This window comes from Sphingomonas liriopis (assembly GCF_024211255.1).
Classification (GTDB): domain Bacteria; phylum Pseudomonadota; class Alphaproteobacteria; order Sphingomonadales; family Sphingomonadaceae; genus Sphingomonas; species Sphingomonas liriopis.
The window spans coordinates 94,943-117,815 of record NZ_JAMLDY010000007.1 but is presented as its reverse complement, the minus strand read 5'-3'; the positions used below and the strand labels follow the sequence as shown (position 1 = coordinate 117,815).

Annotated in this window: 16 protein-coding genes and 1 tRNA gene; all 17 read right to left on the bottom strand. The window is 67.9% G+C overall.

Features of this window, described 5'->3' with window-relative positions:
- Positions 1–137: 137 nt before the first annotated feature.
- Positions 138–1,682 carry an MFS transporter gene (locus M9979_RS07515; RefSeq protein ID WP_422921726.1) on the bottom strand — a complete coding sequence of 515 codons (1,545 nt, stop codon included), beginning with the start codon at positions 1,680–1,682 and terminating at the stop codon, positions 138–140.
- A 128-nt stretch (positions 1,683–1,810) separates the two neighbouring features.
- Positions 1,811–2,926 (bottom strand): beta-galactosidase BglB, encoded by a 1,116-nt coding sequence (gene bglB / locus M9979_RS07510; protein ID WP_254288713.1) that lies wholly within the window; start codon positions 2,924–2,926, stop codon positions 1,811–1,813.
- 1 nt (position 2,927) lies between these two features.
- Complete coding sequence (locus M9979_RS07505; protein WP_254288712.1) at positions 2,928–5,783, bottom strand: beta-galactosidase; 2,856 nt, start codon at positions 5,781–5,783, stop codon at positions 2,928–2,930.
- Between the two features lie 316 nt (positions 5,784–6,099).
- The gene (rhaM, locus tag M9979_RS07500; RefSeq protein WP_254288711.1) at positions 6,100–6,417 is read right to left on the bottom strand and encodes an L-rhamnose mutarotase; all 318 of its coding nucleotides are present in this window, start codon (positions 6,415–6,417) and stop codon (positions 6,100–6,102) included.
- A 64-nt stretch (positions 6,418–6,481) separates the two neighbouring features.
- Positions 6,482–7,999, bottom strand: a complete 1,518-nt coding sequence (locus M9979_RS07495; protein ID WP_422921723.1) for a rhamnogalacturonidase — start codon at positions 7,997–7,999, stop codon at positions 6,482–6,484.
- Positions 8,000–8,140: 141 nt separating this feature from the next.
- A complete protein-coding gene (locus M9979_RS07490) occupies positions 8,141–8,902 on the bottom strand; it encodes an L-rhamnose 1-dehydrogenase Lra1 (protein WP_254288710.1) in 762 nt (253 codons plus the stop codon).
- Positions 8,903–9,005: 103 nt separating this feature from the next.
- Positions 9,006–9,809: an IclR family transcriptional regulator gene (locus M9979_RS07485; RefSeq protein ID WP_254288709.1), complete on the bottom strand. Its 804-nt coding sequence runs from the start codon at positions 9,807–9,809 to the stop codon at positions 9,006–9,008.
- Positions 9,810–9,904: 95 nt separating this feature from the next.
- Positions 9,905–13,156 carry a TonB-dependent receptor gene (locus M9979_RS07480; RefSeq protein ID WP_254288707.1) on the bottom strand — a complete coding sequence of 1,084 codons (3,252 nt, stop codon included), beginning with the start codon at positions 13,154–13,156 and terminating at the stop codon, positions 9,905–9,907.
- 438 nt (positions 13,157–13,594) lie between these two features.
- A complete protein-coding gene (locus tag M9979_RS07475; protein WP_254288706.1) occupies positions 13,595–14,920 on the bottom strand; it encodes a DUF418 domain-containing protein in 1,326 nt (441 codons plus the stop codon).
- Between the two features lie 206 nt (positions 14,921–15,126).
- A tRNA-Phe gene (locus M9979_RS07470) sits at positions 15,127–15,202 on the bottom strand.
- Between the two features lie 42 nt (positions 15,203–15,244).
- Positions 15,245–15,418 (bottom strand): DNA gyrase inhibitor YacG, encoded by a 174-nt coding sequence (locus M9979_RS07465; RefSeq protein ID WP_254288705.1) that lies wholly within the window; start codon positions 15,416–15,418, stop codon positions 15,245–15,247.
- A complete protein-coding gene (locus tag M9979_RS07460; RefSeq protein WP_254288703.1) occupies positions 15,415–16,356 on the bottom strand; it encodes a ribonuclease in 942 nt (313 codons plus the stop codon). The genes M9979_RS07465 and M9979_RS07460 overlap by 4 nt, the downstream gene beginning before the upstream one ends.
- Before the next feature lie 11 nt (positions 16,357–16,367).
- Positions 16,368–16,937 carry a Maf family protein gene (locus M9979_RS07455; protein WP_254288702.1) on the bottom strand — a complete coding sequence of 190 codons (570 nt, stop codon included), beginning with the start codon at positions 16,935–16,937 and terminating at the stop codon, positions 16,368–16,370.
- Positions 16,938–16,972: 35 nt separating this feature from the next.
- A complete protein-coding gene (gene infA / locus M9979_RS07450) occupies positions 16,973–17,218 on the bottom strand; it encodes a translation initiation factor IF-1 (RefSeq protein WP_017977808.1) in 246 nt (81 codons plus the stop codon).
- Between the two features lie 161 nt (positions 17,219–17,379).
- Complete coding sequence (locus tag M9979_RS07445; RefSeq protein WP_254288700.1) at positions 17,380–19,020, bottom strand: GH35 family beta-galactosidase; 1,641 nt, start codon at positions 19,018–19,020, stop codon at positions 17,380–17,382.
- Positions 19,017–21,023, bottom strand: a complete 2,007-nt coding sequence (locus tag M9979_RS07440) for a rhamnogalacturonan lyase (protein WP_422921719.1) — start codon at positions 21,021–21,023, stop codon at positions 19,017–19,019. Before M9979_RS07440 ends, M9979_RS07445 begins: the two co-directional genes overlap by 4 nt.
- A 107-nt stretch (positions 21,024–21,130) precedes the next feature.
- Positions 21,131–22,795 (bottom strand): site-specific DNA-methyltransferase, encoded by a 1,665-nt coding sequence (locus M9979_RS07435; RefSeq protein ID WP_254288699.1) that lies wholly within the window; start codon positions 22,793–22,795, stop codon positions 21,131–21,133.
- Positions 22,796–22,873: the final 78 nt, after the last annotated feature.

The following is a 22,873-nucleotide window of genomic DNA, read 5'->3' as shown; positions in this document are numbered from 1 at the left end:
CACCTGACATCATCATCGCGGTCCGTCCCATCCGTCATCCCGGCGAAAGCCGGGACCCATGGAAGCGATCGGCTGATGGTGCGCGCCAACGTGAGGGTGCGGGTCCATGGGTCCCGGCTTTCGCCGGGATGACGACATCAAGGGCGCCCCGGCTCCGCCACCGGATTGTTCCCCCACAACCGGTCGTACGACCAGCCCGACAGGTCCTCGACCACCCGTGCATGGCTCTCGTCCGCCGGCTGCCGCTCGCCGCCACGGAAGCGTTCGATCTCGTCGAGCAGGATCGCATGCGTGCGCGGTGTCAGGCGGAAGCGGGTCGATACCAGCACCCCGAACACCAGCATCGCGATCGTCCCCAGCCCCAGCACGCCGACGATCGCCGCGATCGCGGTCGGACTCTGCGTGGTCGCTTTCGAGACGAAGCCCGAGGCCTGCATCACCTGCCCGACGAGGATCACCGCGAGCGCCTGGCTCATCTTGCGCACGAAGGTCATCACCCCGGCGAACGCGCCTTCGCGGCGCCGGCCGGTGACGATCTCGTCGACATCGGCCATGTAGTTGTAGGTCGCCCACGGAATGTAGTTGAGCGCGCCGCGGCCGAGGCCGGCGAAGACCACCGGCAGCCAGAACAGTGCCGAGGTGGCGGTGTATCCGGCCGCGTACATCGCGAGGAAGATCACCACGCCGATTCCGAAGCTCAGCGCCGCAAACCGGTACGCGGCAGCGGGCGACAGGCGCAGCGCGAAGTTGATCGCGAGCACCACCGCGACCAGCTGGACGATATAGGTGACGCCGACCAGCTGCCCGACGATCGCGGTCGATCCGGCGAGCGCGAAGATGACGAAATAGGTGAAGGCGGCGTTGTAGATGTCCTGGCTGATATAGCCGCCCAGATACATGCCGAGGTGCAGCCGGAATGCGCGGATGCGCAGCGTCGAGAACAAATTGCGGTACAGCGCCGCGAACGCCGCGCCCAATGTCGGCTTGTCGCGCGCCTCCGCCTCGGCGAGTTCGGGCGGGCGCTGGCGTTCCCAGCTGAACGCGTAGAGCAGCCCCGCCGCGCCCATGAACAGACCTGAGAAGATCACGCCCATGTACAGATAGGTGTCGGGTGAATCGGGCCCCAGATACGCGATCAACCAAGCCGGCAGGAAAGCAGCGGCGATCGCCGAACACTGGCCGCACAGGATGCGCGCGCCGGCGAACTTCGCCTTGGTCTTGTAGTCGGTCGCCATTTCGGAGGCGAGCGTCTCGTAGGGGATGATCTCGAGCGCATAGACCATCTCGAACAGGACGTAGGTGACGAGATAATACCAGAAGCTCTGCCCCGCGACCCACATGATCGCGAACGAGGGCAGCAGCGGGATCGCGGCCAAGATGAAGATCCGTCGCCGCCCGAACTTCCGCCCCAGCCAGCTGCGCCCGATATTGTCGGAGACATGGCCGATCAGCGGGCTGGTGAACGCGTCGAGCACGCGTGCGACACCGAAGATGATCGTCGCCTGTGCAGCGGAAAGCCCGCAGAAGCTGGTGTAGAAGATGAGGATCCAGGTCGAGATGACCGCCATCGAGCCCGCGCCGAGCACGTCGTTCGAGCCGTAAGCGAGGAGGTTGTACCAGCGCACCGGGCGTGAGGGCGCGGTGGGCATGATCGGTCGGGCTGCGATGGGATCGGTGGCCATGGGCGTCTACTCGGCTGGTGCGTCACCCTCACCCATCGCCGCCTGCGGCGTCTCTCCCTCTCCCGATGGGAGAGGGAAGGGGCCCGCCCGGCGCAGCCGGGTGGGAAGGGTGAGGGTGATGGAGGGCGTCAGATATACGTGCGCAGGAATTCCCCCAGCGCGACCATCGCGAGGCTCTGGCCATAGGGCATCGAGGTCAGCGCGATGTCCTTGTAGAATTGCTGCGTGTCGCCCATCGCGGTGCCGAAGCTGACCTGCTTCAGCTCGCCGGCGTCGTCGATGTTCGCGAGCACGCCGCGGATCGCCTTGATCCCCACGCCCTCGTAATGGCGCGGCAGATAGCCCTTTCGCACGCCCTTCAGGATGCCATAGGCGAAGCCGGCGGTCGCCGACGCCTCGAGGTAGCTCGTCGGATCGACGATCAGCGTGTGCCACAGGCCGGTCTCGGCATCCTGCGTTTCGGCGAGCGTCTTCACCTGTGCCGCGAGCGTGTCGATCAGGAAGGTGCGGAACGCATCGCCCTGCGGCAGGTCGAGGATCTCGATGATCTCCGGAATCGCGATCGTCACCCAGCAATTGCCGCGCGCCCAGAGCGCTTCGGCAAAATTGTGCCGGCCGTTGAAGTCCCAGCCGTGGAACCAGAGGCCGGTCTTCTTGTCGAACAGATATTTGATATGGACGAGGAACTGGCGCTTCGCCTCTTCCACGTATTGCGGGCGGTTCAGCAGCAGGCCGATCTTGGCGAGTGGCAGCACGCTCATCATCAGCGTGTCGTCCCACATCTCGCCCGGGTTCTCGTCGTTGTAGACGATGTGCTGGAAGCCGCCCTCTTCGGTCTTGGGCAGGCCGTCGGGCGCCATCAGCCATTCCGCCCAGGTGTCGAGATAGGGGATGTAGCGCGGGTCGCCCTCCAGCTCGTAGAGATAGGCGAGCGTGATGAACGGCGCGACGGTGTTGATGTTCTTGGTCGGCGTGCCTTCGGCGAAGCGATCCTCGAACCATTGCTTGATGATCTCAAGCGCGGTCATGTCGCCGGTCTGCTCGTAATAGCGCCACATGCCGAACAGGCCGACGCCGTGCGTCCATTCCCAGCCGGCCCAGCCCTTGGTGTCGATGATCCGACCGTCCTCGAGATGGAGCAGGAACTCGCCGGTCTCGTCCTTGATGTTGACGAGGTTGTCCATCAGCTTGTGGATCGCGGTCGTGACCTCCCCGCGGGGGATGTCGTGCGTGAGGGCGGCCAAGTTACTTCTCCTGGATGAGCTGGTCGGGGCGCGTCGGCGCGGCGACCGGGGATACGGACACACCGCCGCGCACGTTGCGCAGCGTGACGAGTTTGACGGGCTCCAGCACGTCGCCGGGCGCACCGTCGCTGATGACGGCGAGCGCGATGCTGTTGGGCCCACGGTGGTTCAATATGCCTTCGGGGATCGGGAAGACGCGCTGCGGGCCGACATGGGCGATGAACTGGCCCATGTTCCAGCCGTTGACGAAGATCGACGCGCGGTATTTCGCGACCGAGCGCGGGCTGGCGGTGTCGCCGAACGCGACCGCGACCGTCGCGTCCTGCCCCTTGGGCATGGCGAGCGTGAAGCGACTGCGATACCAGGTCGTGCCGGGTTGAACGGTGGTCGCCGCGGCCTGCCACTTGGCATCGTCGAAGCCGGGGAGGTGCCAGCCCATTCGCTCGCCATACTGGCCGCCAGTGTTGGCGGGGCCGCGCGCGGGGTCGGGCAGGTCTTCGCCGCCGGCCTTGCCCTGGATCTTCCACGCGATCGGGATCGCGAAGCTGCGCCCGCCGGGTGCCTCGAGCGAGGCGGAGATCAGGCCGCGTGCCTCCTTGTGGAAGTCGTCGCTGTCGAGGTCCCAGTTATGGCCGTTGTTGCGGACCATGACGCTGATGACGTGCTCGCCCGATGCCTGCGCCCCGGCGGGCAGGTCGAAGCGGGCGCCGCCGGTGGTGATCGGGCGAGGCAGGCCGGCGGGTAGCTCGTTCTGGCCGACGAACTGGCCATCGACCCAGACCTGCAGCATCCCGGATCCGCCGGCGCCATAGAACAGTGCGAGCTGCTTGGCGTCGGGCGTGCCGGTGAAGCGGCCGCGATACCAGACGTCGCCGTCGTGGAAGCCATAGGCATCCATCGACAGGTTAGGCTGGCCATCGGGGCGCGCGGTGATGCTGGCGTAAGGCTTGCCCTCGGCGACCTGCCAGCGGCTGTCGTCGAAACCGGGTTGCGCTTCCGGCGAGCCATAGGCGCTGCGCCACGTCAGCGCGGGCAGCGTCACGGGCGCGGGGCCGGCGAGAGGGCGGGTGGCGACCCGGCTGCCGATCGCCGTCGGCTTGAGCGCCACGGACGCGCCGTTCCACGTCACCGAGCGCAGCGCAGCGGGCGTCCAGAGTTCGAGCGGCGTCTCCTCCCGCGTATCGCCGGTCAGCGCGAGCGTGCCGCCCTTCGCTACCGCGCTACGCAGCAACGCCGGGCCGCGGACGAGTGCCGGGCCCTGCCGCCAGTAGCGTGCCCCCTCCGCCTCGTCGGCGAGGACCAGCGTCAGCGGCGTACGGCCGCCGCCCTCGATGCGGACCACGGCGCGGCCGGCATGCGGATAGGTCAGGCGCAGGTCGCCCTTCGCCGCGTCGAACAGGCTGGTCGCCTGCCCATCGAGCACGCGGACCTGCGGCGCGCTCGTGTAGCGCAGCACCGTCTCGCCACTCTCGCCGGCGCGGCCATACAGCAACATCAGGTCGCCGCCGTCCGCCGCCAGCGCCGCCTGCAGTTCGGAAGTTGAATAGACCAGCCTCTGCCCGCCGACGTTCACGCCGGCGACCAGCCACTTGGCGTCGAAACCGTTCAATCGCATCGGTTCGGTGGCGGGGAAAGTGTAGCGGCCATCGGGCAGATCGGCGGTGATCGTGAAGCGGTCGTCGGTCGTGCCGTTCGAAGGCTTGTGCGTCACCATGAGGAAGCGCGCGTCGCTCTCCGGGTTCCTGTCGTGATAGACCTGCACGTTGGGCGACGATGCCACCGCCGCGCCCGCGGGGACCATGCCGGCGAGATCGGGCACGGTGGCGATCAGGCCGCCCAGCTGCTTCATCTCCTCCGCCTTGGGGCGCAATTCGCGCGCCTCCGAGATCGCGGAGCCGTAATCGTAGCTGGTGAACACCACCGGCGCCGGCAGCCAGCCCCAGCTCGTCCCGCCATAGCCCATGTACACCGAATGGATGTCGATGCCGTTGGCGAGGTTGGTGCCGTAGAATACGCGTTGGAAGCGTTTGCCGCGCTGGATCGCGTTGCATTCGTAGCCGCCGTTCGAGCCCCAGTAATCGAACCAGCCGCCGCCGAACTCTGCCAAGAAGGCGGGGGTGTCGGGCGAGGCGCTGGCGCCGCCCTTCGCGCCACCGGGGCCGTAATAGCCCCAGTCGGGCGCGGCCGAGCCGCGCGTCGGCTTGCCCTGAACGGTGCAGGTGCCGCCGGGATAGCCGTCGAAGGCGTAGAGGTCGTTGGGGCCATGGACGACGTTGGCGACCTTAGAGCTTTCCGGCACCCAATAGCCGTTGCGGCCCTGATCGTTGTGGAACAGCGGGATGGTCAGGCCGTCGGCGCGCGCTTTCGCATACAGATGATTCATGTAGCGGCGCTGCGCCGGGGTGGTCAGCGCCAGCTCGTTCTCGATCTGGTGGAGGATGACCGAACCGCCGTTATTGATCTGGTGGCGCGCGATGATCGCGTCGATCCGGGTCAGCCATTCGTCCGCGGCCGCCATATAGGCGGGATCGTCGGTGCGCGCGCGACCGCGCTGGTTGACCAGCCAGCCGGGAAAGCCGCCGCGCGACAGCTCGGCGTTCACGTACGGCCCGGCGCGGGTGATGACGTAGAGCCCCTCCTCCTGCGCCATGGTCAGCACGCGATCCATGTCGCGGATGCCGGTGAAATCGTACACGTCCTGTTTCGGGCTGTGATAGCCCCAGTCGAAATAGAGCGCGACGGTGTTGAACCCGCTCGCCTTCAGCTTCTGCAGCACATCGCGCCACAGATCGGGGCTGGGCAGGCGGAAGGGGTGGAATTCGGCGGACCAGATCACCTGGCGCTTGCCGTCGATCATCAGCGAGCGCGCGTCGTAGCTGACGCGGCCGAAGGTCTTGACCGGCGCAGCGAGGTTTTCGGTGGCGCGCGCGGTCTGCGCGTGCGCGGTGGTGGCGAGGAGAGTGGCAGCCAGGGTCGCGAGGATTCGGAACGTACCCCCACGCCGTCCGTCACCCCGGACTTGGGCCCCATCAAAGTAATACTTTGATGGGGTCCCTTGTTCCGGGGTCCACCGTGCCGCGCGCGCAAGGCAAGAGGCACGAAGCGTCGGCCTCGCCGCAGAGTGGACCCCGGAACAAGTTCGGGGTGACGGGTGGGATTTGGCGGCCGTGCGATCAATCATGGTGGAAGATCATCGGCAGCGGCGTCTCGACCGGGCGATTGTCCGCCTGCACCTCCATCAGCGGTGCCATGTGATCCCACCAGCGCTTCATCACCGGATGGTCGGGCAGCGCGTCGCGCGTGTTGGGTTCGGCGAGCTTGAGCACCGCGAACAGCGCCAGCGTCTCCTCGTCGAGGAAGATCGAATAATCGTGGATGCCGCTCTCCGTCAGCAGCGCCGACAGTTCGGGCCAGATCTCATCGTGGCGGCGGCGATATTCGTCGATGACGCCGGGCTTCAGCTGCATCTTGAATGCGTGGATCGACGTCATCACCCCTCCAGACCATTATATGGTATAGGTCTGTAGGATTTGGTAAGCGTGATTTGCCGTCAGGTCAAACCCAAAGCGGCGTATCGCTGACGCGTACGTTCGCGACGTCTTCGACCCGCACCGGCGGGCGCGCATCGGGAGTGGCGGTGGCGAGGTCGAGGCCGTGGACGGTAAGCCCGCGCGCGTGGCGGACCCACAGGCCCCAGGCGGGGGTGACGCCGAACATGCTCGGTTCGGGATAGGCGGAGGCGAGGTCTTCCGGGCGTCGTGCCGCGTCCGCCGCGGTGCCGCCACCGGCATAGGTCAGGCGGATGTCGCGCAGCGTCACGTCCTCGATTCCGTGGCCGGGCAGGCCGGCGATCGTCGCGGCGAAGCGAGGGTCGATGCCGGTCGCCTCGATCGCCTCCAGCGTCACGCCGCGGATCGCGCCGATGCCGGTGCCGGCGGGACCGCGGCGGCGGTCGCCCAACCGCAGGAACAGCGGCGCGGTAGTGACGTCGCGCATGGTCAGCTGCTGCGCGATCACATTCTCCATCACCCCGCCGTCGACCGTCTCCAGCGCGAGCCCGCGGCCATGGTCGAAGCTGCAATCCTCGATGAGGATGTTGCGATAGCCGCCGTTGCTCTCGGTGCCGAGCTTGATGCGGCCCGTCGGCCGATCGCGATCGGGCGCGAGGGCCTGCGTCGTACGGCGGCTGCCGTCGAGCAATGTGCCGAGGTCGTAGCCGCTGACCGCGCAATGGCGGATCGTGATGTTCTCCGCCGTGGCGATCCGGCCGAGCGCGAAGCTGCTCTTGACGACGATCGCATCGTCGTTGGGCGTGTTGACGCGGCAGCGTTCGACGACGCAATCGCGCACCCCGTCGAGGTCGATGCCGTCGCGGTCGGTGTCGATCGTCAGGTCGGCGATGTGCAGGCCGCGCGTGCCGGTCGCGAGGATCGCGAAATGGCCGCAGGTGCGCATCGTGAAGCCCGACAGGCGGATGTCGCGGCCGTTCTTCAGCGCGATCGCCTTGTTGCCGCGGCCCTGCATGCGCGCGACGTCGGGTTCGAGGCGGGCGATCTCGGCGGCGCTCATCTGGCGCATCGACAGCGGGCGTTCACCGGTCTGCGCCTTCCACCGCGCGCCGGGGCCGTCGCGGGTCAGGCCCTTGCCGTGGATGAGGCCTGGGCCGAGGATCGCGACCTGCTCGACGTCGTCGCCCCAGAACAGGCTGTTGCGCCAGTGGCTGTGGCCGAAATCCTGGTAGAGTTGCTCGCCATTGTCCTCGGGCACGTCGTAGCCGGTGCCGTCCGCGGCTTCGATGATCGCGCCCTTGGCGAGCATGATCGTGACGCGGCTGCGCAGGCGGATCGAGACGCAGCGGTAGCGGCCGATGGGGATGACGACGGTGCCGCCGTGCGGGTGGGCGGCGGCAGCGGCGATGGCGGCGTTGATCGCGGGGGAGTCGAGCGTGGTGCCGTCGCCCTTCGCGCCGTGGTGGCGGACGTCGATCATCGCGGCGGCGTGGGCGGGGAAGGGAAGGAGGGTGGCGATCAGGCCGAGGCCGACGTCGCGCCGTGTGATGGGGGCGGCGCTCACCACCCACACCCGTCATGCCGGACTAGTTCCGGCATCCACCCTGCCGCGAAACCAAGGGCCGGTGGGTACGCGGCACCGTGGACCCCGGAACAAGTCCGGGGTGACGACGGGTGTGGGGGGAGGGCGGGCCCCCTCTCCACGCTATTGCAGGTTCACGTACGCGCCGCCGTCGACCAGCAGCGAGGCGCCGGTAACGTATTGCGACAGGTCGGACGCGAGGAACACCGTCGGCCCGACGAGGTCCTCGGGCTGCCCCAGCCGGCCGAGCGGGATGCGGCCTTCCATGTACGACCGCTTCTCCTGATCGGCGAGGTCGTCCTTGTTGATGTCGGTCAGGATCGTGCCCGGGAACAGCGAGTTGCAGCGGATATTGTGCTTGCCGAGCGCGATCGCGACCGACTGCATCAGCGAATGCAGCCCCGCCTTGGTCGGGGTGTAATGCGTCTGATACTCGCCCCCGACCAGCGCCGAGATCGACGACATGGCGATGATCGATCCGCCGTCGCCCTGTTTGACCATCTGGTTGGCCGCCGCCTGCACCATGAAGTAGGCGCCGTGCAGATTGACGCGCATCGTCCGTTCGAACGTCTCGACCGGCATGTCGAGGAAGGCGTGGAAGGGGCAGATGCCGGCGTTGTTGACGAACACGTCGACGCGGCCGAATGCCTCCACCGCCTGGGCGACGAAGGCGGTCGCGGTGGCGGGGTCGGACACGTCGCCCTGGATCGCGATCCCCTTGCGGCCCAGCGCCTCGATCTCGGCGACCGCGGCGTTGGCGCCGGCGACGTCGCGGCTGAAGTTCAGCGCGACGTTCGCGCCATGGGCCGCGCAGCCGATCGCGACGGCGCGGCCGATCCCGGCCGACGCGCCGGTGACGAGCACGGTCTTGCCTTCGAGCAACATGGGTATCTCCTTGAAAATGATCGCGAACCCGTTCGTGCCGGGGGCTTGTCTAAGCCTTGTGAGACCCGTGCCCTTCGACAGGCTCAGGGCGAACGGGATGGGTTTACGCTGGCGTGGTCGGCTCGAAGCCGAGTTCGTGGCTGATCGCGTTAGCGGTGCCGCGGACCTCGTCGGACAGCGCGGTCATGCGCTCGTCGCTCATGTACTGCGCGGCGGTCGAGACGCTGATCGCGCCGACGATCTTGCCCGCGGCATCGCGGATCGGCGCGGCGACGCAGCGGATCTGGTCTTCGTTCTCCTCGAGGTCGAAGGCGCGGCCGGCTTCGGCATAGCCGGCCATCCGCGTCATCCACACCTTGCCGTCGGCCTTCATCGCGCCCGCCGCCTGATCGGCATCGAACCGCTCCTGCCAATAGGCAGGCGGCGAATCGATCATCAGCGCCTTGCCGAGGCCCGTCGAGCTCAACGGCTGGCGATCGCCGACGCGGCTGGAGATGGTGATGCGGCGGCGGCCGGGGACCTTGTCGAGATACAGCGCGAAATCGCCGTCGAACACGCCGAGATGGACCGTGTCCTCGCTCGAGGCGGCCAGTTCCTCGAGATACGGCCGCGCGACCTGGACGAGGTCGGCCTGCGCCTGCGCGAGCGTGCCGAGCAGCAGCAGCTTCGGCCCCAGCCGATAGCCCGAGCGCGGGGTGAAGGCGAGGTAGCCGCGATCGACCAGCGCGCTGAGCAGGCGGTGCGTCGTACTCTTGGTGAGGTCGAGCTTCGCGGCGAGTTCGCTCAAGCTCAGCACTTCGTGGCTGACCGCCTCGATCAGGTCGAGCCCGCGCATCAGCGTCTGGCTGCCCGCGCCGACCGAACCGGCGGGGTCTGGCTTTTCGATGATGGCGGCGGCTGTCTTCATGTCCACTCCTTAGGACGCCCTCTTACATCTTGGCAATCGACGAAACGACCGGCCGCCGTGGAACACGACGACCGGCCAGTCGGGGGAGGAACGGTCTAGAACTTGAGCTGGAAGCCGGCGAAGAAGCGCTGGCCCGGGTAATAGGTTTCCACGGTGCCGATGTTCTTGATGTAGCTGCGCGAATATTCCTTGCTGATGTTCTGCATCTCCATGAACAGGCTGTAATGCCATTCCGGGAAGCGGAAGGTGATCTTGCCGTCGAGATAGCCTTCGCCCTTGCGGTAGATCGGGTTGTTGCTGTTGACGGTGTTGACCGCCTCGACCAGCCAGTCGGAACGATAATTGTAGCTGAGCCGGGCGTTCAGCCAGTCCTTGTCGTAGAAGATGCTGGCATTGTAGGTCCACTTCGACAGGCCGGGATATTCGTCGAGCGGCAGGCCGGTGGCGCTGTTGGTCAAATTGGTGCGGATCGCGCGGGCGAAGGTGACGTTGCCGCTCGCCCCCAGCCCGTCGAACGGCGCGGGCAGGAAGGTGAAGGCGGTCTGCGCGCTGCCTTCGATACCGTCGAGCAGCGCACCGAAGCCGTTGATCGGCTGACGCACCGTATAGGTGATGCCGTCCTGGAACAGGTCGACGCCGCTGCGCGTCACGTTCGGCACGACGAAGCTCTTCTCGTACTTCTTGTAATAGCCGAGGCTGAACAGCGTGTCGCGGTTGGCGAACCACGACAGGTTCACCTCCCACTGATCGGCGCGATAGGGCTTCAGCGCGGGATTGCCCGCGGTGCAGACGTCGTCGGCCGCGCTGATCGTGGCGTCGTCGAGGCAGTTGATGTTGGGCACGAGATCGAGCGGCTTGGGCCGGGCGAGGTTCTTCGCCCAGTTGGCGCGCAGCACCAGCTTCGGCGTGATCTCCAGCGCCGCGTTGAAGGCGGGCAGGATGTCGTGATAGCTGTTGGTCAGCGACAGCTGCTGCGCGCCCAGGATCACCGTCTCGACGCCGCCGGTGGCGTTGAAGCGGGTGACGCGCGCGATGTTGGTGCCGGTGCCCTGGTCGCGCGTGTAGGTGTAGCGGACGCCGGCGTTGCCGGTCAGCCGCATGCCGAACACCTGCGTATCCATGTTCGCCTGGACGTAGCCCGCGGCGATCTTTTCGGTGATCTTCGCCTGCGGGATCTGCGGCAGGCCGCTCGATTCGAACAACAGGTCCTGATCGAAGCCCGACAGGTCGAAATACTGGCCGATCAGCTGCGGCGTGAAATTGGCGAAGGCGATGCGATCGGGAATGCCCGACGGCGCGCCCTTCAGGCCGGTGAACAGCGCCGCACCGCCGCTGGTCGCGCCGAGCGAGGCGAGCAGCGAGGCATATTCGGCCTGCGTCAGCTGGGCGGTATAGCCACCGCCGCCGGCCGTGCCGCTGGGCGTCACGCGCGCGGTGACGGTCGGCACGATGTTGGTGGTGTAGGAGACGTTGGCGCTGGTCTGGTACACCGGGTTGGCGGTGCCGCCGCCCGACAGGATGCGCGAACCGCCGCCGTTGTAGAGAATATAGTCCTGATTGCGGAACTGGCCGCCGTATTCGATGCTCTTGAGCGGGCCGTACTCGACCTGCCAGTCGACGTCGAGCTTCAGCTGGTCCTCGGTATTGCCCGAATAGGTCGGGCGGTATTGCACCGTCGGCCCGAGCACGGTCGACGTCGTGCCGGTGGCGGTGACGAGGCCGTTACCGGGCCGGGTGAAGTTGGTGTAGATCGACGGATCGGCCGGGTTGATCGCCTCGGGATAGGTGAAGACGGGGATGCCGAGCGCGTTGCGGGTATCGACCTTGACGCCCGAGATGCCGGTCGACAGCGAGACGAGGTTGGTCTGGCCGTTGGTGTTGGCGGTCGCGTGCGAGACGAGCCCCTTGATCTGGACGCGATCGAAATCCCAGTCGAAGCCGCCCTGATAGTAACGCGACTTCTGGTCGTACTGGAAGTCGCGGCGCTGCACGCCCAGGATGTTGCTCGACCCGCTGTAGACCGGCGCGGTGGCGGTGCCGATGTTCACCGGGTTGGCGGCGGTGGTGTAGCTGGTGACGATGTGCGCGGCGTCCACCGTCGAGGTGCCGAGCTGGACCTGCTGGCGCGAGGTGCCGCCGTTGAGGCCGGCGGGCAGCTGCGCATCGAGCGGGAAGCGCTGGAAACGGCCGAGGTCGAGCGCGTAATTGGTGTCGAACAGGCGCTGATCGCGGTTGTTGATCGTCGCTTCGCCGAAGACGCGGAAATTGGGCGCGACCTCGTACTGCACGGTGAGGTCGGCGGAGATGCGCTTGTCGCGGCGGACGAGGTTGCGATAGCGCGGGCCGTTCGGCGCCCAGTCGAAGAACTGCGTTTCGCAGGCGAGGCGGCGTGCGGTCGCGTTGGAGGCGTTCTGGCCGCCGACGCCGGCACAGCTCGCGTACGTGTTGAAGTTCGAATAGAGCGGATCGGCGACCGTCTTCTGGTCCGAATGGTCGAAATCGGCGAGGCGCGTCCAGCCGGTGTTGGCGGCGTAATCCTGCCGCGTCGATTTGTCGTCGTAGGTGCCGTTGAACAGCACGCCGAGCCCGTCGATCAGGAACTTGGGCGTGCCGAGGATGACGGTGGCGCGCGGCCGCCAGTCCTGCGTCAGGTCGAGATGCTGTTCGGAGAAGACGACGCTGCCGAGCGCCTTCTTGAGTTCGAGGGGCTTGCGCGTCTCGACCGACACGGTGCCGCCGAGACCGCCTTCGGTCAGGTTCGCCTGATAGCCCTTGAACACGTCGATCGACTTGACGAGCTCGGTGGCGAGCTCGCGGAAGTCGCCCGAGCGCGAACCCAGCGCGGAGGTCTGGCTGACGCCGTTGATCTCGACGCGATTGAGGTCGGGTTCGACGCCGCGGATCGACACGGCGGTGCCCTCGCCGAAATCGCGGCTGAGCTGGACGCCGGTGATGCGCGACAGCGAATCGCCGACGTTCTTGTCGGGGAAGCTGGCGATGTCGTCGGCGACGATCGAATCGACGACGGTGCCGGCGTTGCGCTTGCGTGCGATCGCGGACTGGAGCGAGGCGCGGGTGCCGACGACCAGGATGTCCTCCGGCGTGGCTTCGGCGTCGGGGCCGGCGGGCTGGGCGGTGGTGGCCTGCCCGGTCGTGGTCGCGGGATCGCCGGCGGGGGTCTGCGCCGGCGTCTTGGGCTCGACCGCGGCGGACGAGGGGGCGACGTTGCGGTCGCCGGGCACCGGTGTCATCTGCGCGGCGGCGGGCGCGATGGCGCAGCCCAGCGCGATGGCGAGGACGGAGGTCGTGGCGAGCGTGCGGCGAACGGCGCGACGGCTGGCGATCATCTTATGGTCTCCCCTATACAGGCCGCCTGCTGGCGGCGGCCGGGCGCTGCGGCGTCGCAGGATCGCCCGGTGATTGGACGTGAAGCGGGCGTTAGCGGCCGAGGGCGGAAGGCGTGCGGCGGCACGGGGTGGACCGGCGTGACGGCGGTCGGGTCGCGGTGGTCGATGGCCTGGTCATTTCATCCCCTCCATGGCCGGCGCGGCTGTTGCCGTCACCGCGGCATCCTGTGCCGAAACGCTGATAGTCCATATGTTGGACTGACGTTCCGATCCTATGATGCCAGGATTTGAAATGCAATCATGATTATTGAGACGATCGTAAAATCATCCGGGATGAAGGGGCGTGACGAGGCGATGCAGGGCCGGACCCGCGCAGATGGCGCGTTTTTCCCGCCGTTCCAACCCGCGCGACGCCGCGGAACGGGCGGGTCCGGTATATCAGAGCGGGGCGGGCTGCGCCTTCGCCCTGACGCCGCCATAGGCGATTCTGCGGAGCAGCGTTTCCGCCGGCCCCATTTCGTGATGCGTCAGCCACCAGCGGCACAGCAACGCCGACACGCCCCAGATGCCGACCGCGATCAGCCACAGCTGCGGCAGCGTGAAGACGCCGACATAGCCCAGACCATAGAAGATCACGCCCCCCAGGATCGATTGCAGGCAATAGACGCTGAGCGTCATCCGCCCGAGCGCGCGCAGCGTCGTCGCATGGCCGAACGCGCCGGCCCGGAACAGCAGCACCACCGCGCCGACATGGCCGATCGTGACGAGCAGCCGCGCCGGCTGGAACAGGGCTTCCGACGCGACCCACGCCCAGCCGGGGACGAGCGGCGATCCCATGTCGAGCCCCGCCCGCGCCAGCAGCGCGACATGCAGCCCGCGCAGCAGCATGCCGCCGCCATAGCCACCGACCACCATCGCCCGGTAGATCGCGGGCCGCGCGGTGCCGGTCAGGATACCGAACCGGAACAGCGCCATGCCGATCAGCATGAAGGCGATGCTCTCCGCGATATCGACCCAGCCGGTGATCGTCAGATTCTCGCGCATCCAATAGCCCGCGCTCCAGTGGAGCAGGCCGAGCAGGTGCGTGCGTTCGGTGATGCGCTCGGCGCGGTCCTCGGCGTCGGGATGCGCGGCGGCGCGATGCTGCCGTTCGGCGGCGATCGCGGCGCGATCATCCGCGTCGAGTCGCCCGCCCGCCTGCGCGCGCGCGGTGGCGGCCTGCCCGCGTTCGAGCTGGACGACCTGCTCGTGCGTCCAGAACGCGCTGTTCGCGCCGAGCCCGGCGATCAGCAGCGCCGCGGCAACGAGCAACGTGCGCGGCCGCGCCGAGCGGAAGGCGAGCAGGAACAGCCCGCTGATCCCGTAATTCCACAGGATCTCGCCCGGCCACAGGAACAGCGCCCATTGCGCGATGCCGAACCCCATCAGCGCCACCGACCGCCGAGTCCACACGTCGAGCGGCCGCGCCGGTCCTGCCGCCCCCTCGGCACGGCGCAGCATGATGAGCATGCTCGCCCCGAACAGCATCGTGAACAGCCCGCGCATCGCCCCCTGCACGAACACCGTCTGGACGCCCCAGCTGATCCATTCGGCGTTCCACGTGGCGGGAAAGCGGGACAGCGGATAGTCGGCGACGTCGCCCATGCCGTGGATGTTCATCAGCAGGATGCCGCAGATCGCGACCCCGCGCAGCACGTCGAGCGTATGGATCCGCTCGGCAGGCACGCTGCGGGTGGCACGGGGCAGGAGAAGGTCGGTCGTCATGAGGCAGGCATGCTTTCCATCCGAAACCCGTGCCCCCCGGCATATGCTGCCATGCACAAACCGCGCGCCGGTCACCATCCGTTAACGCATCGCCACGGCGTACCAGAGCGGGATCGTGGCCGGATCGGGCGGAATCAGGGCATGCCCGGCAAGCAAAAGCGAAGGCTTCGGGCCGTGTGACGGCGACTGCTGCGATGGTGGGGAAGTGGTGCCCGGGGACGGATTCGAACCGCCGACACTGCGATTTTCAGTCGCATGCTCTACCAACTGAGCTACCCGGGCAGGGCCGTCACGCGAAGGCATTCGCGTTCGGAAGCGCGGCCTTTAGTCGGCGGAATCGATGCTGTCCAGCCCGTCTCGCTGTTCGTCCTTCACCGGCAGGCGATATCCTTCGCCCAGCCATTGCAGCAGGTCGCGATCGCGGCAGCCGCGCGAGCAGAAGGGATCGTGGGCGGGATCGACCGGCTTGTCGCAGATCGGGCAGGTCCTGGTGGTCATGCGGGTTCCAGCTGATGGGTGACGCCGGTGCGGCGGGCGAGTTCGGCGAGCCAGTCGGGACGGCTCGCGAGGCGCGCGTGCACCGCGGCGGGCAGGCGGTGGTGGCGCGGGCTGCCCGGCGGTTCGCGTTCGAGCCGGCGCAGCAGCGCGCGCGCCGCGGTGGCGGCGGGATCGGCGCGGAGCAGTTCGGGCAGCGACGCGCGCGGGCGCGGGCGGACGATCTGGAGGAAGCCGAAGCCGTTGACCGCGGTACGCTCGAACGGCGGCGGCAGCGCCGCGTCGAGCGCGTCGGCGACCGCCTGTCGCGCCGCCTTGCCGCCGAGCGTCGGAAAATCGATGCCGATCGACCCGCCGATGCCGTGGCGGCGGATCGCGCGCGCCACCGCGATCGCGGCGGCACGCGCGAGCGGATCGAGCGGCGGCGGGCCGTCGACGTCGAACAGCGTCATCGCCGGGGTCGGCGACATGCGCAGCGCGCCGAGCGTGAAGGGGATCGCGCCGTCGATCGCCTCCTCGATCAGTTCGGACCAGCCCGCCGCCTCCAGCGCATCGGCCTCGTGCGCGCGGGGCGTGCGGACGGGGAGGCCGGTGGCGTGCAGCCGTGCGAGCAGGTCGGGGCCTTCGCACAGGTCCGCGTCGGTCGCCGCGGCGCGCGCGGGCTTGGGGCGGCCGGGTTCCGGAATCGCCTCGCGCGTGATCGCGACGGTCAGGCTCGCGCCCTTGGTGACGCCGGCGGGGATGCGCGGGATGACCGCATCCTGCCCGGCGATGTCGAGCCGGCCCATGCCGCCCGCGGTCAGCTCGACCAGCCGCGCGCGCGCGACGGTGCCGAGACGCAAGGCCCCGGGCAGTTCGATCGCGGCCTCGACGATGTGGCCGTCCTCGACCAGCGCGGCGCGGGATTCACCGATCCCCGCCTCCCAGATCCACTCAGCCAAAGGCGCGCCGTTCAGGCAAGCGGCAGTCCGGCGGCGCGCAGCAGCGCGCGCGTCTCGGTCAGCGGCAGGCCGACGATGCCCGAATGGCTGCCGTTTATGAAGCGGACGAACGCCTCGGCGCGGCCCTGGATGGCGTAGCCGCCCGCCTTGCCCTCGCCCTCGCCGCTGGCGACATAGGCGTCGATCTCGGCCGCGCCCAATGGGCGGAAGGCGACGATCGTGTCGGACAGGCGATGGCGCAGCGTACCGGCGGCGTCGATCACCGCGACCGCGGACAGGCACCGATGGCGGCGGCCGGACAGTAGCGCGAGCATGCGGCGCAGGTCCGCCTCGTCTTCGGGCTTGCCGAGGATGCGGCGGCCGACCGCGATCGTCGTATCGCCGGCGAGGATGACCTCATAGGGCGCGCGTTCGACCGCGCGCGCCTTGGCGCAGGCGATCCGCAGGACATAGTCGCGCGGCGCCTCGCCACGCAGCGGCGTCTCGTCGATGTCGGGCGCGGCGATGCGATCGGCGACGAGGCCGAGGCGCGCCAGCAGCTCGCGGCGGCGTGGCGACGAAGAGGCGAGGACCAGCGGCATGGGAGCAGGCGGCGCGGAAGATGCCGCCCGGTGGCTTATTGCGGGCCGGGGCCGCCGCGGCCGGGCATGAAGCGGTAGGTGATCCGCCCCTTGGTCAGATCGTAGGGGGTGAGTTCGACCAGCACCTCGTCGCCGACGAGCACGCGGATGCGGTTCTTGCGCATCTTGCCCGCGGTATGCCCGAGGATCTCATGGTCGTTTTCGAGCTGGACACGGAACATCGCGTTGGGGAGCAATTCCACCACGCGGCCGCGCATCTCGAGCAGTTCTTCCTTGGCCAAAAATCAACCTCTGTTCGTGTGCTTCGGGCGCGCCATTAGCGCAGGTCGCCGAAAAAGGGAAGCAATCCGGACACGCCCGGCCCCGATATGGGGATCGCCGCGGCGTCCCGCAATCGGGGCGCGGGGGCGGGCAGTCGTCGGCGAACCTCGGTTGGAAGGCGCTATTTGTAGCGATAGACCTTGAGCGTCTGGATGCCGAAGCGTTCGGGCGGCAGGCGCAGGTAGCGGCCCTGTCCGCTCTCGTCGCCGTTGAGCCAGCGGCCGGGCACCCATTGGCCGTCGACGAAGCTGCCGTCGACGATCCGTTCGATGCCGATCCTGAACCCCGATCTGGCGGCATCGGCGAAGCGCAGGATGACGCCGCGGCCGGCGACGAGGAATTCGTCCTGGCCGGTCTGGATGATGAGGCCGCCGTGCGCGCGGATGTCCTGCGTCGCCTTGGGCGTGCGCGAATCGACCATCGACGCGGTGATCGTGAAGCCGCCGAGATCGAACGTGCGCGGCGTCTCGTCGACGACGCCGTCGTAGCTCAAGGGCGCCTTGAAGCCGCGCATCGTACCCTTGCCCTGATTGGCGAGGATCGCCGGCGTCATCTGGCGCAGCACGCGATAGGCGTCGGTCAGGACGTTGGTCGCGGGATCGGGCAGCGTCTCGATGTGGAAGGGCGAGAAGCCGATCCCGTCGAGTTCGCCGATCGTGTAGAAGGCGTTGCCGCCCGCGTCGGGCTGGCCGGCGCGATTGGCCTCGGGCACGAAGACGGGGTTGTCGGGGCGTTTGAACTGGTCCGCCCAGTGGACGTAGTTCGGATAATAGGCATCCATCCCGATCAGGTCGATCGCGGGACCGCCCGCCTTCCAGATGTCGAACAGATGCGGCAGCGGGCCGCCGCTGGGATATTGGCCGGGCTTCTGGTCGGGGGCGTTGAGCGCGACGTTGACGTACATCGGCAAATTGTAGGCCGCCTTGCCGGCGCGGGTCAGGGCGTTGGCGAAGACCGCATAGCCCCACGCCTGGAAGATCTGCTGCCCCTCGACGCCGTCGCCGAACACCTGCGCCCAGGTGCCCGCGGTCCGGCTGCCCGCCCCGGTCCAGGCGTCGCGGACATAAGGGTGGAGGGTCGCCTTGTGCTTCAGCAGGTAATCGATCAGCGCCTTGGGCACGGTGCCGGCGAAAGCCGCCTGCGCCTGCGGGCCATAGTCGCGCACGACCGGCAGCATGCCGATCTCGTTCTCCACCTGCACCATCACGATCGTGTGGCGCGTGTCGATCGCCTTGATATGCGCCATCAGCGCGGCGAACGCGCGCTGGTCGGCTTTCAGCGTGTCGGGGTCGAACGCGCTGAGGATATCGACCGGTTCGCCCTTGTCGTCGCGTGCCTTGGCGAAGCGCCGGTAGTCGTGCTTGACGTAGGGCGGCACGTAGGACGAGGTCGAGTTCTTCCACGCCCCGAACCACAGCGCGACGAGCTTGACCTGGTTGGCCTCCGCCTGCCGGATCAGGCCATCGATCGAGGCGAAGTCGAACCCGCCCTCGCGCGGCTCGATCTGGTCCCATTCCAGCGCGGCGATGACCGTGTTGAGTCCGATCGTCTTCAGCACCGGCCATTGCGCGTCGAGGTAGCGCAGGTCGGACGCGGTCGAATTGCCGAGCTCGCCGCCGGGGATCAGCATCGGCTTGCCGTCGACGATCAGCTGCGTCGCGCTGCCCTGCCGGGCGAGGTGCGGCGCCTGCTGCGCCGGGGCGGCGACCGGCGCGGCGGCGAGCAGCCCGGCGAGCAGGACGCCGCGAACCGTCCGCTTCACCGCGCGCTACCCCGCGCGACGATCTTCGGCACCGGTGGCGTCTTCATGCCGGCGCCCAGTTCGAAGCTGGGCTGCGGCGGCTGGTTGTAGGCGGTGTTCTGCCACGCGATCGCGACGCGATATTGCGCGTCGTGCATCAGCGTCACCAGCCGGCGGTCGGTGGGATAGGGCGTCGTGTAGATGCGCAGGAATTTCTCGTCGGGTGTGTGCCAGACGACTTCCTCGCGCCAGTCGCCGAACAGGTCGGCGGAGACGACGGGGATGTTCTTGGTGCCGCCGGTCGCGGTGGCACCGGTGGCTTCGAGCAGCGTGTGCGTCTTGCCCGTCGTCCAGTCCCATTTGGTGATGCGGTTCCTGTCGTACAGTTCGCGCAGGTCGTCGCCGTCCCACCAGACGAGGAAGCTCATCTCGCGCGGGCGCCTGACCCCGGGGATCGGCTTGCCCTGCGCGGTGTAGAGCGTGTCGCCGTTGCTCGCCCACGCCTCCGCGCCGGGGAAGCGCGGATCGATGTCGGCGGCGACCGCGCGCCCCGTATCGGTGTCCGCGGGCGTGCTCCACAGCACCTTGCCGGTGCGCGCGTCGAGCATCGCCGAACCGATCCCGCCGTTCTTGCGGATCTCCTCGTGCGCGCCGAACTTCTCGAGGCCGGGGTGCGTCGGATCGAGATCGCCGACGATCATCGCGTCGCCGTGGTGCAGGCCCGAGCTCCACAGGCCCTTGCCGTCGTCGTCGATCGCCATCGATCCGTAGACGATCTCGTCCTTGCCGTCGCCGTCGACGTCGGCGACCGACAATTGGTGGTTGCCGTTGTCGCCGAACGTCTCGTTGCCCGGCGTCGCGCTGTCGAACGTCCAACGGCGCGTCAGCTTGCCGTCGCGCCAGTCCCACGCCGCCAGCGTCGAGCGCGCATAATAGCCGCGCGCCATGACGATGCTGGGTCGCTCGCCGTCGAGATAGGCGGTGCCGGCGAGGAACCGGTCGGAGCGGTTGCCGTAATTGTCGCCCCAGATCTCCTTCAGCTGCTCGCCGGTCGGTGCGTCGGTGCCCATGCCACGCTGCGGCCAATAGGGGGCGCTCGCCAGCGCCTTGCCGGTCAGTCCGTCGAAGATCGTCAGATATTCCGGCCCCTTCAGGATGCGGCCCTGCAGCGGCGCGACGATGCTGCCGTCGGGTTGCACCTTGCCTCCGGTGCGGTCGGTCGAGGTCCGCTCGCCACCCGTCTCGCGCCAGTCGGCCTTGGGGTCGCCGAGCACCTTGCCGGTGCCGTCGATCGTGCCGTCGCTGGTGCGCACGGCCATCTCGGCGCGGCCGTCGCCGTCGTAGTCGTAGACCTGGAATTGCGTGTAATGCGCGCCGGCGCGGATGTTGCGGCCCATGTCGATGCGCCACAGCCGCTTGCCGTCCTGCGTATAGGCATCGATGTAGACCGGGCCGGTATAGCCGTCGAAGGCATTGTCCTTGGCGTTGGACGGCGAGGTCACCGGTCGCTGCGCGCCGACCGGGTCCCATTTGAGGATGATCTCGTAACGGCCGTCGCCGTCGAGGTCGGCGACGCTCGCCTCGTGCGCGGTATAGGTGAACGCCTCGCCCGCGGGCGTCGTGCCGCCCGGCGGCTGCTGGATCGGGATGCTGAGATAGCCGTCCTTCCACACCACCGCCGGCTTGCTCGCCCCGACGTAGCGCCCGCCGACGCGGGTGCGCACGACATAGGTCGATGCCGGCGTGCCGCCCGTGTCGACGAAGTCGGTGCCGCCGGTCAGCGGGTGCGGGGTGATCTTCACGCCATCGCGGAACACGTCGAACGTGACGCCGGGCGCATCGGTGGCGAGCAGGCGCCAGCTGACGAGGTTGCCGCCGTCCTTCGCCGGCACCGCGACCGCGCCGCGATCGAGCGCCTCCATCCAGCGCGCCGCCGCGCCCGCATCGGACGCCGCGAACAGCGTCGCGGCGGCGGTGATCCACAGCAGCCTCCGGTACGATCCGCGCTTGGTCAGCCTGGCCATCGTCTTATCCCCTCGTTTTGGTCAGGGTATCAGACGTTCCAACCCGCGCAACTCATTTCCGACATATGAAAATGATATTTGCAATGCGGTACATTTGGGGATGGCTGCTACAACAGCGCACCCTGCCGCCCGGTATCCTCGCGCGCCGGGCGACGGAAGGCGAGGCCGGGGTCGGGATAGGGGATTTCCGGCTTCCGCCCCGCGAAGAGCTCGGCGATCGTCAGGATCTGGAGGCGCGGATAGGTGCGGCCGAAGCCGTCCTCGAACCGGCCGACCGCCGCGGCTTCCTTGAGCATCGGGCCGGTCGGCGCGGTGCGGGTGACGAAGATGCCGATCGGCGCACGCTCGCGCGTCATCGCCGAATGCAGATCGCGGATCATGCCGACGCCGACCCCGTCGCCGCCCTTGACCGACACGATCGCCTTTTCTGTGCGCTTGCCGTCGGGCTTGAAATAGATGAGCCCGTCGACCCCGCCGTCCGCGCCCTTCTTCTTGCCGCCATAGGGCACCGCATCGACCATCGACACGGCCCACCATTGAAACTGGTATTTGTCGCGCCGCGCGAGATCGTCGGCGGAGGCGAGGTCCTTGGGCGTGCCCTCGACGGTAAACGAGGCGTCAGGGAAGGCGGCCTGCATCCGCTTTTCGATCAGCGAGATGGCGAGGTGCGTGACGTCGATCCCGATCCAGTGCCGCCCCAGCTTCTGCGCGGCGTGCACGGCGGTGCCGCACCCGCAGAACGGGTCGAGCACGACATCGCCTTCGTTGGAGGAGGCGGCGATGATGCGTTCGAGGAGCGCGACGGGTTTCTGGGTGGGATAGCCGAGGCGTTCGGCATGGCGGGCGGACAGTGGCGGGATATCGAGGATGATGTCCTGCGCCGCCATGCCCTTGGCGCGATCAAGGTAACGGCGGACGTGCGGCCAGACGGTGCCTTCGCCGGCCGTCGTGACGAGACCCTCTCCGTCGAACAGTTCGAGCCATTGGTGCGGCGACAGGCCCTGATCGGGAAATTGCTCCTTTACGTCGGTAGGGATCGCCCAATGGCGTCCATAAGCGGTCGGATCGAAGCCGCCCCAAGCGCGCCCGCTTTCGCCGTTGCGCGTACCGCTGCCGGTCAGGTCCGACAGTCGGAAGCGGCGCCCCTCGGCGTCGACATGACGGTAATAACGCTGGAGATAGTCGGCGTCATAGTCGCCGAACACCTTGTTCCAGACGAAGCCGGGCGAACGGGCATAGAACAGCAGGATGTCGTGGATCGGACCCCAGCGGCGTGCACTGTTGTGCGAACTGGTCCGCTTCCAGACGATTTCGTTGAGGTAGCGATCGGCGCCGAACACGCCGTCGAGCAGCAGCTTGAGGTAATGGCTCGCGGTGGGGTCGCAATGGAGGTACAGGCTGCCCGTCGATTTGAGGACGCGGTGGAGCTCGACCAAGCGGATCGCCATCATCGCAAGATAGGCCATCATGTCGCTGTCGCCGAGGAACCCGCGCATCGCACGCAGCAGCTCGAACGCGGCGCCATGGCCGCTGCGCGCGACCTGATCGAAAGCGTCCTCTGCCGCGTCGTTCCAGCGCCAGGTATCCTCGAACGCTTCGATCTGCGCATCGGCGCCGGTGCCACCGGGCGATTTGAACAGAATATTGTAGTTGGCGTTCGAATTGAACGGCGGGTCGAGGTAGATCAGGTCGACGCTGGCATCGGCGATGTGTTCGCGCAGGACCTGCAGATTGTCGCCATAGTACAGGTGGTTGTCGGGACGGTTGCGCATCGCCAGAACCTGACGCGGAACGGCGGAAAACCTCTGCGCCGTTTGCTCCGCAATGGCGCGGTTAGGTTACGATGTTTG

Excerpts from the sequence above, each read along its gene's own strand:
- M9979_RS07515 (WP_422921726.1), bottom strand. The coding sequence starts at position 1,682 with ATGGCCACCGATCCCATCGCAGCCCGACCGATCATGCCCACCGCGCCC.
- M9979_RS07505 (WP_254288712.1), bottom strand. The coding sequence starts at position 5,783 with ATGATCGACGGCAAGCGCCAGGTGATCTGGTCCGCCGAATTCCACCCC.
- rhaM (WP_254288711.1), bottom strand. The coding sequence starts at position 6,417 with ATGACGTCGATCCACGCATTCAAGATGCAGCTGAAGCCCGGCGTCATC.
- M9979_RS07490 (WP_254288710.1), bottom strand. The coding sequence starts at position 8,902 with ATGTTGCTCGAAGGCAAGACCGTGCTCGTCACCGGCGCGTCGGCCGGG.
- M9979_RS07485 (WP_254288709.1), bottom strand. The coding sequence starts at position 9,809 with ATGAAGACAGCCGCCGCCATCATCGAAAAGCCAGACCCCGCCGGTTCG.
- M9979_RS07480 (WP_254288707.1), bottom strand. The coding sequence starts at position 13,156 with ATGATCGCCAGCCGTCGCGCCGTTCGCCGCACGCTCGCCACGACCTCC.
- M9979_RS07475 (WP_254288706.1), bottom strand. The coding sequence starts at position 14,920 with ATGACGACCGACCTTCTCCTGCCCCGTGCCACCCGCAGCGTGCCTGCC.
- M9979_RS07465 (WP_254288705.1), bottom strand. The coding sequence starts at position 15,418 with ATGACCACCAGGACCTGCCCGATCTGCGACAAGCCGGTCGATCCCGCC.
- M9979_RS07455 (WP_254288702.1), bottom strand. The coding sequence starts at position 16,937 with ATGCCGCTGGTCCTCGCCTCTTCGTCGCCACGCCGCCGCGAGCTGCTG.
- M9979_RS07440 (WP_422921719.1), bottom strand. The coding sequence starts at position 21,023 with ATGGCCAGGCTGACCAAGCGCGGATCGTACCGGAGGCTGCTGTGGATC.
- M9979_RS07435 (WP_254288699.1), bottom strand. The coding sequence starts at position 22,795 with ATGCGCAACCGTCCCGACAACCACCTGTACTATGGCGACAATCTGCAG.